Origin of the sequence: Lactiplantibacillus plantarum (assembly GCF_014131735.1) — a bacterium.
GTDB classification, from domain to species: domain Bacteria; phylum Bacillota; class Bacilli; order Lactobacillales; family Lactobacillaceae; genus Lactiplantibacillus; species Lactiplantibacillus plantarum.
On sequence record NZ_CP039121.1, the window covers coordinates 498674 to 512494 of the forward strand.

Consider the following 13821-nt stretch of genomic DNA (forward strand, 5'->3'; position numbering starts at 1 on the left):
TTGGTAGTCACTAAACTGCCCATCAGCGTATCAATGTGAAGACAGCGTAAAACGACCTTTCCGGATAAATTCTGGGAAGGTCGTTATAGGTTTATAAATAAGGAATTAATGACTAACGATTGACTGCTGGTGCGTGTATTGCGCCGCGTGCCGACCGGAATTGCGTCCAGAGTAGAAGGCGTAGCCAACACAGGTTCCAGGCATGTTAGGACCATACGTATCACCAGTTAGTCCAGCGGCGTCGTTGCCAGCAGCGTATAGACCGGTGATCGGCTGACCAGTAGTGTCTAAAACTTCATTATTAGTGGTTACTTTGAGACCGCCCATGGTACAAAAGGCACCAACATTGAGTTCAAAGCCGTAAAATGGACCTTGCGAAACTTTAACGAGATATTCAGGATTCTTGCCGAAATCATCGTCTTGACCATTATCACAATATTGGTTGTAAGTTTGAATGGAATGGGTGACTTGATCAACAGGTAGGTGCATTTTGGTCGCCAGTGCTTCAATCGTATTGGCTTTAAAAATAAATGGTTTATTGGCGGCCACGGCTGCATCGATTTCAGCCTGGAGTTTCGTCATTTTTTCGCCCCGCCGAACGTAAACACCTAAGCCCATGAAGTTCCCGTCCTGAGCCATTTTGTTGATCACACCTTGGTCGAGAATGCTGAATACTTGGTTTTGGGTGTAGAGCGCGTTGCCGGCGTATGAGAAGTTATAAACGACAGCTTCATCGACAAATCGTTCCCCATGTTCGTTTAGCCAGAGCAACGGTTGCTGGCCGGCCGCTGTTTCCATCTGGGAGGCCATGTACTTAAAGGAAGGTTCGCTCGGATCTTTGAGGTAACCGCCAAAGAGCATCGCCATCCCCGTGCCATATTGTTGTGCACCGGCTTGCCACGCTAGCCGAAGACCGTCACCAGTTCCTTTACCTGAACTAACTGGAATTAAGCGGCGCGTGTCATAGTGGGTCAGTTTCTGCATCATGTCGGGATTATTGAGGTAACCACCGGTAGCAAGAATGACTGCGGCCGTATTGATGACTTGGGTCTCATTAGTGGCGGCACTTTGAATCGTTACACCGGTAATTGCACCGTCAGTGGCTTGATGTAGCGTGATGGCGGTCGTGGAAGTCAGTAGTTCGACCCCCAGCTTTTGTGCTTGTGGTTGTAAAGCGTCATGTAAGACAGCTTGGCCCATTCCTTTATAAATATGCCACGTGGCTTCGCCGGCACCCATTGCTTGTACGCCTTCGTATTCGACACCTTGATCTTTAAGCCATTGCACCGTGTTGGCGCTATCGTCCAAGTAACGACGCCAGATTCGAGAATCAGCGCGATATTTAGAATAGTCGACTTCTTCTTTTAAAACGTCAGTGGCGGAAACGTTGATGTTTTGGGCCTTTTGTAAGTATGAGTCGACGGCAAAGAGACCCTCAGTGTAATTGCTGCTACCGCCAGTATGGCGTCCTTTTTCGAGTAATAACACGGACGCGCCGTGTTGTGCGGCTTCTAGGGCTGCCGCTGTTCCTGCTGCTCCGGTACCAACGACGACAATATCGTATGAATCATGTTTTGCTAACGTCATGTCAATTCCTCCAAACTGATTTGTTATCTAATGAGCATTTGACGGCTAAATTCACCATTACTATAATGAAGTAACCGCTATCACACCCTCATCATAACGGGGGTATGGTGGTTAGCAAACAGACAATTTGGTTCGGCAGGCGAATCAATCGTGCGGATGGAGTTGAAAAAATGGATCTTGACCGGCTACAGACGTTCTTAAAAGTTGTTCAGTATGGTAGTTTTCAGCAAGTGGCTGCCCGTGAATATCGTTCACAGCGGACAGTATCAAAGCAAATGACCCAGTTAGAAAATGAATTGAAAGTGACGTTATTTGAACGTGGACAGAACAGAATTCAATTGACTCCTCAGGGGCGGTTATTTTGGGCATCTGCTCAGGATATTGTGAACAACTATACGACGGCCTTGACGGAGTTACGTCAATTTAATGTTCCTACTGATCAAATCTTACGAGTCGGTTATTTCTCAGCCTTTGAGCAGCGGCTCCTATTACCGGCCTTATACGATTTAAAGCAACAGCATTCGGAGCTGCAACTCGTTGTTCGCCAAGGTAGTAACGAGCATCTGGCGCAGCAAGTAGCTGATGGTTCACTTGATTTAGCACTATCGATTAATTATGGCCGTCCCGCCGTTACTCCAGAATCACAGTTAACCGCTGTCCCAATTTATCATAATCAAATGGTGATTGGGGTGAGCCGGCTAAATCCACTGAGTCGATTGTCACAATTGCCACCGAGTGCGTTGGCGACTTTGCCCATTTTATATTACAGTCCAGAAAGCTCAACATTTTTATTAGAAAGTTTTTTGGCTAGTGCCCCGTTTATTCAAGACTATGAGCAGATTCGGCGAGTATCTAGTGCAGAACAGATGCACTTGTTAGTTGCGTTGAACCAAGCTTTGGCATTCTATCCTGCGGGGTTAGTGCCAACTAAGCATGATGAACAAGTCGCGTATTTGCCGATTACGGATGCTGCGCAACAAGGCTATGACATCGTGGCGTTATTAAAATCAAACCGGTCCCGGCCGTTGATAGCCAAATTGGTACAGCGGTTAAAGGCGAACGCGAAATCTGACGAGTAGAAGATTAACCTCACGGTGAGAAGGTACTGATACGGTGAGCTTGCTTAAGTAAAAGGACCGGCTGAGATTGCAGGCCTGTAAAAATTCAGTGACTCCGTTATAATAAAACCATTGTTCTCAAACTAATGAATTTATACAGGAAAGTGGGCCCAACATGTTTCAAGATATTCAACCACACGTTTTAAAAAATCAGAATGATCAGCAGCGGGCACCTCGGTCGGGCGATTATATCTTAATTGGTCGTCAACAACAGGTGCTTTTAATGAATGGAACCTTGCCCAAGTACGAAGATATCGATGCGGATTACGCGTTTAGCCCTGACCAGTATCAGTATTTGCTGGCTGTCGATCAGGCGGCCTTTTTCTGGGTCGATGTTGATGCGGTTGCGAATGATAACTATACCGTTGGCACCACTCGAGGGTTCCGAGACCTAACACCGGCCTGGTTGGCTTTCAGTAGTGCGACGGCTGCCCATTTGGCTTGGTGGTATGATACGAAGCGGTTCTGCGGGCATTGCGGCCAACCATTACATCCAGGCGCTACGGAACGGTCACTGGTGTGTGCAGCGTGTGGTCAGACGATTTATCCGACGATTATGCCTGCGATTATTGTTGGCGTGACGAATGGTGATAAAATTTTGATGACCAAGTTTTTATCCGGCTACAATCATTTTTCACTGATTTCAGGTTATACCGAAATTGGTGAGACCTTTGAAGATACCGTTCGCCGGGAAGTCTTTGAAGAAGTCGGCCTTGAAGTTCATAATATTCGGTACTTCGGTAGCCAACCGTGGGCGCCATCACACTCCTTACTGGCCGGCTATTTTGCGGACCTTAATGAGAACGTGGCAATTGAGCTAGAGACGGACGAACTATCGAAAGCCCAATGGTTCCAGCGTGACCAAATTCCTCATAATGATACGAACACGAGCCTGACATGGACGATGATTGAAGCATTTCGGCATCATCAGGAGAAGTAGAATTATGCTACATTATACCGAAAATTAAACGGAAGTTTTTAATAAGATAGCGTACTGAGAATTGAAAGCTAAATTCTTGGTACGCTATTTTGATGTGATGGTCGAGTCTAAGGCGACTTTCCTACAAACAACCATTATTTAAAACGATGGTAGTGACGATATAAGCAGTTATTTAGTGGGCTATGAGATCATAGCTTGAAGTCAATTAATGCTAGTGTCATAAAGTGTGGTTACTTTACAAGATGGGCTAAACTGATAATAATCAATATTAGTTATATTAATTAAAAAAGGGTGAAGCAGAATGGCACTACTTATTTCGACTGGTGTGTTAGTGGTTGTGGCAATGGTTAGTATTGTAATTAACCGTCGTTGGCTCCCACGACTATCGGTCAACTATGTGAGCATGTTTATTGGAGCGGGGATTGCGGTTATCCCGTTCTTAAATGGCCTTATCGAAAAGTTCAATTCAGATATTTTTATTGGACTGATTGTAGCACCATTATTATATTTTGAAGGCCAGAATACGCGGCTGAATTTAGTTGGTCGTCACGTACGAGAAATTGTGAGTCTTACAGTTGGCATGGTGATTTTATGTGCAGTCATGGCTGGACTCGGCACTAGCCTGCTAGCGGGTGTTGGACTACCATTAGCCTTTATCTTGGCTGCTATCAGTACACCAACTGACGCAACGGCTACTGAGTCGGTGACGATGGGCCGGGTGCTACCGCAGCGTGAACAGACTAGTTTGAAATTAGAATCATTGTTTAATGATGCTTCGGGAATCATTCTGCTAAACATGGCTATTCTGTGGTATATTAACGGTTATATTAATTATTCGCAGACCTTATGGGATTTCGTCTATGCAGCTGGTGGAGGGATTGCTTTTGGTGGCCTTGTAAGCGGCTTAATTGTTTATATTCGACAATTAATGTTGCGCTCTAAACTTAATTTTATTAATAACACGTATAATAATGGTACTCCGTTAAAAGTGATTTATTTAATGACACCATTTGTGTTGTACTTTGGTGCTGAAGCACTTGGTGTTTCCGGTATCATTGCTGTTGTATTTGCGGGATTAGTTCATAATGCTGAAGGGGAGCGGAGTGCATTAGCCAATCCTCAGCTCGCCAGTGATATTTATCAATTAATTGGCCTATTGAGCGATATTTTAAATAGTGTGGTCTTTATTGTATTGGGAATTATGTTATTGCGGACCGCGTTGGATCATTCCGTCTCTTATAATGGATCACTGATCTGGATTGTAATTGGTGTTATTTTATACGTGGCCAATCTATTAGCACGTTATGGTTACGTTCGACTTATTCATCATGTCCCTAATCGAGAAGCGTGGGTATTTGCTTTGGGGGGCATTCATGGTGCTGTGACGTTTGCGTTGGCCTTTACCGTTGCGGAAACTCAAGTTAAAACGACTGATTTCAATTTAGTCTTGATGTCTGAAAGCTTATTGATTATTTTGAGCTTATTAGTACCAACGATTGTTTTTCGCTGGCTATTGCCGAAAATTAAGACTGATACGGATGGTGCGGCCAAAATGGCGGTGATTAGAGAACAGATGATTGAAGCTGGAGTTCATGATTTGTGGCAAATGCCGATTTCACAAGAATTTAAAGCTGCGGTGACGTTTGACCTACGTTCACAGAATGGACACACGACAGTTCGACAGTTTATTTCGGAATGGCGTCGGATGGTCCAACATCCTGAATATACTGCTGATGAAATGCGTGAACTAATGGTTATTTATCGACAAGTATTTCAAACGGAACGCGATTATTTGCAGCGACAATACGATGCGACACATGCCATTAGCGAAGACTTGTTTAACCGCTTGTATCATGAAATTACGATGGCTGAGATGGTTGTTCTGGAATATGGTGTGAAGTAAGCGGGATAATCCAAGATTGGTGTGGCAAGTCGAAATATTGATTGGTGATCGTCTCAAATGTAAAGGCACCCCAATACTTATTCACTGTGAATAAGTATTGGGGTGCCTTTTTAAGACTAGAAACCTGCAATTAAATAGTTGGTAATAAATATTAAGTTGGCTGTCAGTGTTTAAATCAATAAGGGGGAATTTTTGTTGATTGCCAGAACTTGATGGGGATATTGCAAGCGAGTGTGATTAGTTGTTTGGAAAGTTCGGCAATGCCACCACTTGATTCATCCGGGGACTGATATTGTGCATGATGTCAAATATGGTCATTAGGATGTCAGTCAAAACAATGACTCGCCGGCGAGTGTCATAATAAAAATTAATGCTGGGTTGTTTAAACGTGAAAACCAACGTCTGATTGGCTGCATTGCAAGGGCTAGTTTCACCCGATTGATTGAAACCCAGAAATCAACGGATGGTCTAACTTGATTAAAGGCTTAAAATTGCATTAAAAACACTTTGTGGCAGCTTAATCGTATTTTTGGACGCGCGGCGTTTATTAGCGCTTTGCCGTCGTAGTAGGGCCGCTTTTTTGGAAATACTGTGTTGTTCGCCGTTCACCGCTGCATTTTTACGCAATGGTGGGACATCGACGCGGGCGATAACCTTACCTTCAACACGTGCTTGGACGGGTGTGGGATATAGTTGCCGTGGAACCGTCGTCTTCAGATTGGCGACCAATTGCTGCGTCATGTTGGGGGCGTCTTCACGATGGACGATGAAGGTCAACGCATCTACGGGCGCATAGTTGATATCAACTTCAACTTTGACTAGATCACTGACTTCATTAGCCATAAAGGCGGTGCTTAAACTCGCAAAGCCATGTGAGACTGATTTTAGTTCTGAGAAAAAGTGGTAGGCGATTTCTGACAAGGGTATCTTGAGACTTGCAACAATCAAGTCCCCGCTGTTTGCCAAGTCGATCAAGGTCCCTTTATGCTGTTCCGCAAGCTTTAATACGGCATTTAGATTGTCAGCAGGCATCGTGATCTCGGCTTTCATAAAGGGTTCAGTCACTTCTTTAATGAGACTGAATGCCGGAAACTGAACGGGATTATTGACGATCACTTGCTGACCATTGGTGAGTGTAACGTGGTAAGTCACATTGGGAGCCGTTGTTAGCACGTCGACCCCGTACTCATCGTGGAGTCGTTCACGAATGATTTGGAGGTGAAAGGTTCCTAGAAATCCGCAACGGAAGCCAACGCCAAGCGCCTCGGATCGTTCTTCAACATAGGTAAATGACGGGTCGTTCAAGTTCAATTTTTGAACGGCTTCCTTAAGTGCCGGATAGTCATTATTCTTAGGATATAAGCCCGCGAAGACCATTGATTTGGCTGGTTGGTAGCCGGCTAGCGGCCGCTGCGTGGGGGTGGCGACGGACGTCAGCGTATCACCAACACGGACTTTTCGTGGATCTTTAATACCAGTGACCACGTAACCGACGTCACCAGCGCTTAGCGATTCTTGGGGGTGCATTTGAGGCGCGAAGACACCAATGGCCTTGCCGTTAAAATCCTGTTGTCCTTGCATTAAGCACAGTGCTTGTTGTGATTTGAGCTGACCATCAATCAGTCGGACATAGGCAATGACACCTTGATATGGGTCATACAACGAATCAAAGACTAAAGCTTTCAGCGGCTGGTGTAAGTCGCCTTGGGGAGCTGGCAACCGCTGCTTGATGGCTTCCAAGACGGCCGGCACGCCTTGCCCGGTTTTAGCGGAGATTTGCAAGACTTGCTCGGGTGTGAAAGCTGAGTCGAGGTCGTTCAATTGGGCCAACGCAGCGTCAATATCCGCAGAGGGCAGATCAACTTTATTGAGAACTGGTATCAAGGTTAATTGACGTTGTTTGGCAATTCGGTAATTGGCAATGGTCTGCGCTTGAACGCCCTGAGTGGCGTCTACTAATAGGATGGCACCCTCGGTAGCAGCCAAGCTTTTAGCCACTTCGTAATTGAAATCAACGTGACCAGGGGTGTCAATTAAGTTATATTCATATTCTTGACCATCATCGGCCTGATAGTAATTCCGAACTGTACGTGCTTTGACAGTCACGCCATGAGCCTGTTCAACGGTCATATCGTCTAATAATTGGGCGTGCTGTTCACGCGCACTGACGGTCTGGGTCAGCGACATGATTTGATCCGCCAACGTTGATTTACCGTGATCAATGTGGGCGATGATGGCGAAGTTACGGATATGGGATTGTTTCATTTGTGCGAAAACTCCTTCAAATATTGGGTCAAGTAGTAACGAATTTGTTGTTGGGCCTCCGGTATGAGTCGAATTTCGAAGTCGGGATAATCAACGGATAATTTATGATGATTAAAGCTGGTCAAAGCCGCCATATTTATGAGCCCACTGATAATGCCACTTTGAATAATGAACAGGTGGCTAAATTGGGACTGGTCTAATAAGTGGTCTGTTTGGATAACGAGTTGTTGTCCTAAGCGTTGACTGGCGCGATACAGGGCCTCACGTTGTGTGATGGTTTCCTGCATGTTAGCTTTGCCTTCTAGGATTGGTCCACGAATGGCATTCAATCGAATCAGAACGCTATGTTCTTCAATTAATTGGCGAGTTTGGGTGGTCAGCCACGCGATAAAGTCGTCAGCTGATAGTGGTGGTTGCTGGGCTAAGTCGGTCGTGAGTTGGGTAAAGTATTGTTGATAGTCTTCCAATAAAATCGTCATGAACAAGTCTTCTTTGGTCGTGAAATAGCGAAAAGTCGCCCCCTTAGAGCTACCGACGGCTTCCGCAATTTGCTGCATGGTGATTTCGGGATAGCTCCTATGGGCAAATAAATTAATGGCAGCCGTCATGATGGCTTGACGCTTGGCTGCTTTTTGACTGGGCGTATAGATATTAGCCATGTCGGATCCTCCTAATTTAAAAATGACCGATGGTTATCTTTGAACCAGAATACGCCAAAAATAACCACGGGTCAAGATTGAAGTGGTGAGTGCTGGGCTAAGTCGGTCTTGAGTTGTGTAAAGTACCGCTGATAGTCTTCCAATAAGAGCGTCATGAACGAGTCTTCTTTGGTCGTAAACTAACAAAAGGTCGTTCCTTTTAATATTTAATTATTAAATATATGGTATTAATTATAGTTTCTATTGGAATAAGTTCGGAGTTAAAGGGAGAGCAGAGCTGCATTATTTAGTGGGATTTATCATTACAACTGGCAATGATTAGATAACTAGGCAGGTTGGGTGATTAAAAGCGCTATGTGTAGTTTGCGAATATTTTGGAAAGTGATAATCAGGCCGAATATTAATGGTGTCCATCCGGTTTATTCGGTCTAACTGTCACGTAAGCCTTCTGGATTAACAGGGGTGGATAAATGCAATAAATACGTTAAAATTTTTAACCATTATAAAATAATAATGTTATAATTATACGGTAAACAGGGGAAACAATACTGTCTGTTATCTATTGTTGATAATAAGGGTATCAGCGCGATATTAAATTTATTTTTATAATCAAACTGTGGATGAAAGGTTAACGGCTGAGCCGTTAGTCTCTAATAAAGGGCGATAATGATTAAGAAACGGTGCAAAAAGACGCCAGTACGGATCAGAAGTCCAAAATAGCCTGCGTTATATTGTAACTACCGTGCAGGCTAATCGTTGGCAAGGCCGGTTACCACCGACTAGTGAGCAAGTGTGCCAATGGTTACTAGTTGCATTAGGTGTTCTACTACTGGGACTGTTATTGATTGCTAGTTAGGGTAACTATAAATGTGAGCGCTATCAATGACTGAAGTTAAAAGATTACGCTGTCACATAGAATTGCTGATTAAAAGGAGATGGTCGGGTGCGGCGAATATGTAAAGTATTAATGGTAATTATCAGTATTATTTTAGGAAGTAGTGCGCCATTGAATATGGCAATACCACCGTTATTGGCGCTGGCCGCGCCGGACACTAGTAGTTCTTCGACGATGAGTAGCAGCGCAATTAGCAAAGTTACTGATACCAATGTGATGGCCGTGAGTGCGGATGTGACGAGTACAACAGACACGTCTGATACGAGTAGCTCTGACAGTACGTCGGCGACTAGTACCACGACGGGTAATGATACCACTGAGACGGCAGACACGGCAGTGGAATCTGGAACTGTTGGGACGGTAGCATGGACCATTGACGACGCAGGGGTGTTAACGCTTAGTGGTGGTAGCTTTGCTGATTTAACTGGTAAACGTTCGCCTTGGTATGATTATGCTTCATCGATTACGAATATAAAGATTACGGATGAAATTACGGTCACAACGGCTTCGAATTATGGATACTTGTTTGCTAGCCTCGCTAACGTAGCAACAGTCACAGGTTTAAATAAGCTTTCGATGAGTGGTGTAACTAGTACCCAGTCTATTTTTTATCGTGATAGCAAGTTAACTTCAGTCGATTTTGGACAGACCGATTTTTCAACAGTGACTACTATGGAATCAATGTTTGAAGGGTGTAGCGTGTTAACTAAAGTAAATACTACGAACTGGAATGTCAGTCATGTAAAGAGTTTTAAGAGAACATTTTACATGTGTGGAAAACTCACTATGCTTGATGTGAGTAACTGGGATGTAACACAAGTAACTAATTTAGACAGTACATTTTCTGGCTGTTCTTCACTGCCTGAGTTAGATGTCAGTCGCTGGAATACTGCTAATGTGACAACACTAGCGTCTACATTTTATAGTTGTTCTTCAGTAAAGATAATAAACGCAAGTGGTTGGGATACGGCACGAGTAACCGATATGACTGCTACTTTTATGAACTGTACTTTGGCAACTGAACTTAATGTTAGTGGTTGGGATACAGCGAAGGTAACTAGCATGTCTCGAATGTTTTTTTATTGTGAAAATGTCATCCAACTAGACGTTTCTGGATGGATCACTTCCCAAGTAACTTCACTGGGGAGTATGTTTCAAAACTGTTCTAAAGTAGTAACGCTGGATGTTGGTACTTGGGATACTAGTAAGGTTACGGATATGTCATTTTTATTTGGAGGCTGCAGTTCTTTAACGACTTTAAATCTTGAAAAATGGGATACTGGTTCTGTAACAACTCTTTATTCCACCTTTTATAACTGTTCTGGGTTGACTAGTTTGCTGGTTGATACTTGGGATACTAGTAAAGTTACAAATTGTTTTTGGACGTTTGGTGGTTGCTCATCATTAACAACTCTCAATCTTCGTAGCTGGGATCTTCAATCTGCTACCGCCAGTTACGGGAATTTTTTTAATGGTTCAAAAAAATTACAGCATTTGACACTAGGTCCTAATTTTACGTTTCATAATGATAAGACGATGTACTTGCCGGAGCCAAGCAAACAACTACCATACAATGGGACGTGGCAAAGGAACAATGATGATCCAACCTATACGTCGGCGGAACTAATGACTAATTATGATGGCGCAACCATGGCGGGGACCTATAACTGGGTTAAGACAAGTGGAACGGTGCTTGTCAAATACGTAGACGGCGATGGTGTTGAAATTGCGGATGAAGAGACGTCATCCGGGACATCGGGTGATGCTTACCAAACAACGGCCAAAACGATTGATGGTTATACGCTTCATGCAACGCCAACTAATGCAACTGGAACGTATGACGCTTCGACGATTACAGTAACCTATGTGTACGATGGTAACTTATTCTTCAATTCGTCACCAACAATGCTCGATTTTGGCAGTCATACAATATCGGGAACAACTGAAACTTATGCGCCTACTCTGGATAAGACACTTGCGGTTCAGAACAATGGGCAAATAAGTTCAACCTGGAATTTGACTGCAGAACTCGATAGTTCAGGCTTTGTGGGAGCGGACACTGGAAAAATGTTGTTGGCTACATTATATTACCAGACCGATGATGGAAAAATGACCTTGTCACCTGGGGTAGCCGTACAAGTCTACTCACAGACAACGACTGATCATAAAAGTGTTGATATTTCGGAACATTGGTCCAGCAACTTAGGATTGCTACTAGAAGTCCCAAATGGGGCTGCCATGGCTGACACATACCAAGGCACGATTTCATGGCGTTTGAATAATACCGTGGCCAATAATTAATTAGTGATTCATAGTTAAAAACACAGCTTAGTTTGAAAGGAAGCGTATTGTAATGAAGAAATTCGTTTTGGGATTAATGATTTCTGCAGGACTTTTGGGAGCCACAACGGTTGTGGCTAATGCTGATACGACTGGTTCTTCGACCGGTGATGTAACATTTACTGGGGGAACATTGTCAATGAGTGTTGACGCTACTCATTTAGCTTTCGGTAGCAACACGATTAGCTCCAGTGATGCCACCTTAGCCACTTCATCGACACCAACCGTTACGGTAAGTGACTTACGTGGGACCAGTGCAGGCTGGACCTTAACGGTTGCTCAGGGGCAACAATTCAATACAGCTCTTAATGGGACTGGTTCATCGCTGATTAATGCTGCTTTGACAGTTGCGGGTACTGAGAGTGATTCGGCAGTGACAAATGGCAGTACTACGTTAACGCCGGGGACAACTTCTGCCGCGGGTGCAGCTGGGACCGTCGCTTCTGCTAAGAATGGGACTGGTAACGGGGCATCAACGGTGACATTTAGTGATTCTAAGCTGGCTGTTCCTGGGAAAACGACTAAATTAGCTACGGGGTACACAACCACGTTAACTTGGAATTTAAACGACACACCAGGTAACTAATCCGGGTGAACAATTAGCCGATGTTGGCTACGGCCAATGTCGATACATAATCTGAGAAAAAGGCGGGGTTAAAGTGCAGAAACGATTGCGATTATCTTTGGGAATGTTATTGGCGGTTGTCGCTAGTCTATTAATGATGGGACAAGTAGCCTCTGCTGATCAGGGCGTTGGTTTTGAAATCACGCCAGTCCAGTCTAGCAGTCAGGTCGATAAGCGTCTCTCTTACTTTGATTTGAAGTTAAAACCGCGACAAACACAAACCGTTGCGGTCAAAATTCATAATACGGCTAGTGAGCCCATTACGATCAATATAGGTATCGCTAAGGCCACGACAAATATTAATGGGGTTGTGGAATACAAACATACGAATAATCGCAGTGCGAATTTGCCGTATGATATTAGCAAATTAGTGACAACTGATGAACCACAAGTCAAGCTGGCTAAGGGGCAAGTCAAGACGGTCAAGTTTCAAATTAAGATGCCGGCCCAAAGTTATCAAGGCATTTTAGCAGGTGGGATAACTTTCCTGAAAAAGGCCACGGCAACTGATACTAAAAAGGCCGTGGCAGTCAATAATCAATACGCTTATACTGAAGCTGTAATTTTGCATGGTAGTAAAGACCTAACGACCAATCAGCTGACGATGAATAAGATTACGGTCAAACAGCTCAATGGGCGCAATGCTATTAATTTTCCGTTAGTCAACCATACGGCGGCTTACTTAAATAAAGTACAAACTAACATCAAGATTTATCATCGGGGTGGCAGTCAAGTTGTCTACCATCAAAAGTTAGCGAACGGCCAGATGGCACCTAATTCAATCTATAAATTGCCATTGCAGACAGGAGAAAAAGCGCTAGCAGCTGGTAAATACACGGCCGTCGTGAAAGTTACTTCCAAAAAGCAACACTGGCAATTTAAGCAGAATTTTGTGATTACAAAGGGCCAGGCGGATACCTTGAATAAGACAGCGGTTTTGAAGCAAGGGCCTAACTGGTGGTTGTATATCGGGATTGGGTTATTACTGTTATTATTGATTATCCTAGTGATCTGGTATATTTGGCGCAAACAGAAGAAAATTAAATCGTTAGAGAAACAGTTAGCTGAAAAGAACCGTCAAGATAGTGAATCATAATCAAGACGCAAGTGCAGTTTAATCGATTAGCACAGATTAACAATTAACATGAATAGTGGATATCAAGGGCGTTTTTGGAATGTAATATTCTGAAGATGCTCTTTTTGAATTGTTTGATATAAAACAGAAATTAACGAACATTGAGTGACTAGTAACCACCTGGAAAATACCGGCATACTATTAAAGTAATGTTGCGAGGATTAGATGTTTTGGCGATATTTATAATTAATGTATAAATGTTGTTGGAGAATATGGTTCTATGTTTATCTAAAATAGTTATAGTATATATCATGACTATAGGTGCTGAATTGAAGTTGAGTTCTCAGTAAAGTGTTGTTATATCAAAACTTTGGTGACCATTGATTATTAGGTTTACTGTTAGTAAAAGGTGTA

Annotated in this window: 9 protein-coding genes; 6 read left to right on the forward strand and 3 right to left on the reverse strand. The window is 43.6% G+C overall.

Going from position 1 to position 13821, the window contains the following annotated elements; all coding sequences use genetic code 11:
* Positions 1-105: 105 nt before the first annotated feature.
* On the reverse strand, positions 106-1587 hold the full coding sequence (locus E5260_RS02220; RefSeq protein WP_003642369.1) for an FAD-dependent oxidoreductase: 1482 nt from the start codon (positions 1585-1587) through the stop codon (positions 106-108).
* Positions 1588-1757: 170 nt separating this feature from the next.
* Here E5260_RS02220 and E5260_RS02225 point away from each other — a divergent pair, with 170 nt between their 5' ends.
* The 3 genes from E5260_RS02225 to E5260_RS02235 all read left to right on the forward strand — a co-directional run bounded on the left by E5260_RS02225 (position 1758) and on the right by E5260_RS02235 (position 5548).
* Positions 1758-2666 carry a LysR family transcriptional regulator gene (locus E5260_RS02225; protein WP_025015658.1) on the forward strand — a complete coding sequence of 303 codons (909 nt, stop codon included), beginning with the start codon at positions 1758-1760 and terminating at the stop codon, positions 2664-2666.
* 154 nt (positions 2667-2820) lie between these two features.
* A complete protein-coding gene (gene nudC / locus E5260_RS02230; RefSeq protein ID WP_003642367.1) occupies positions 2821-3645 on the forward strand; it encodes an NAD(+) diphosphatase in 825 nt (274 codons plus the stop codon).
* 301 nt (positions 3646-3946) lie between these two features.
* Positions 3947-5548, forward strand: coding sequence for a cation:proton antiporter (locus E5260_RS02235; protein WP_003642366.1), 1602 nt, complete (start codon positions 3947-3949; stop codon positions 5546-5548).
* A 477-nt stretch (positions 5549-6025) separates the two neighbouring features.
* Here E5260_RS02235 and lepA read toward each other — a convergent pair whose 3' ends face one another.
* Together lepA and E5260_RS02245 are read right to left on the reverse strand one after the other, a co-directional pair.
* The gene (lepA, locus tag E5260_RS02240) at positions 6026-7813 is read right to left on the reverse strand and encodes a translation elongation factor 4 (protein ID WP_003642364.1); all 1788 of its coding nucleotides are present in this window, start codon (positions 7811-7813) and stop codon (positions 6026-6028) included.
* Positions 7810-8472: a TetR/AcrR family transcriptional regulator gene (locus E5260_RS02245; RefSeq protein ID WP_003642363.1), complete on the reverse strand. Its 663-nt coding sequence runs from the start codon at positions 8470-8472 to the stop codon at positions 7810-7812. The genes lepA and E5260_RS02245 overlap by 4 nt, the downstream gene beginning before the upstream one ends.
* Before the next feature lie 943 nt (positions 8473-9415).
* Between E5260_RS02245 and E5260_RS02250 the strand changes: the two genes are divergently transcribed.
* The 3 genes from E5260_RS02250 (at position 9416) to E5260_RS02260 (ending at position 13428) form a co-directional block, all read left to right on the forward strand.
* Positions 9416-11668, forward strand: a complete 2253-nt coding sequence (locus E5260_RS02250; protein ID WP_022638455.1) for a BspA family leucine-rich repeat surface protein — start codon at positions 9416-9418, stop codon at positions 11666-11668.
* Positions 11669-11720: 52 nt separating this feature from the next.
* Positions 11721-12293 (forward strand): WxL domain-containing protein, encoded by a 573-nt coding sequence (locus E5260_RS02255; RefSeq protein ID WP_003642361.1) that lies wholly within the window; start codon positions 11721-11723, stop codon positions 12291-12293.
* 73 nt (positions 12294-12366) lie between these two features.
* The gene (locus tag E5260_RS02260) at positions 12367-13428 is read left to right on the forward strand and encodes a DUF916 and DUF3324 domain-containing protein (protein ID WP_003642360.1); all 1062 of its coding nucleotides are present in this window, start codon (positions 12367-12369) and stop codon (positions 13426-13428) included.
* Positions 13429-13821 lie beyond the last annotated feature (393 nt).

Coding starts and splice junctions, on each gene's coding strand:
- E5260_RS02220 (WP_003642369.1), bottom strand. CDS start 1,587: ATGACGTTAGCAAAACATGATTCATACGATATTGTCGTCGTTGGTACC.
- E5260_RS02225 (WP_025015658.1), top strand. CDS start 1,758: ATGGATCTTGACCGGCTACAGACGTTCTTAAAAGTTGTTCAGTATGGT.
- nudC (WP_003642367.1), top strand. CDS start 2,821: ATGTTTCAAGATATTCAACCACACGTTTTAAAAAATCAGAATGATCAG.
- E5260_RS02235 (WP_003642366.1), top strand. CDS start 3,947: ATGGCACTACTTATTTCGACTGGTGTGTTAGTGGTTGTGGCAATGGTT.
- lepA (WP_003642364.1), bottom strand. CDS start 7,813: ATGAAACAATCCCATATCCGTAACTTCGCCATCATCGCCCACATTGAT.
- E5260_RS02245 (WP_003642363.1), bottom strand. CDS start 8,472: ATGGCTAATATCTATACGCCCAGTCAAAAAGCAGCCAAGCGTCAAGCC.
- E5260_RS02255 (WP_003642361.1), top strand. CDS start 11,721: ATGAAGAAATTCGTTTTGGGATTAATGATTTCTGCAGGACTTTTGGGA.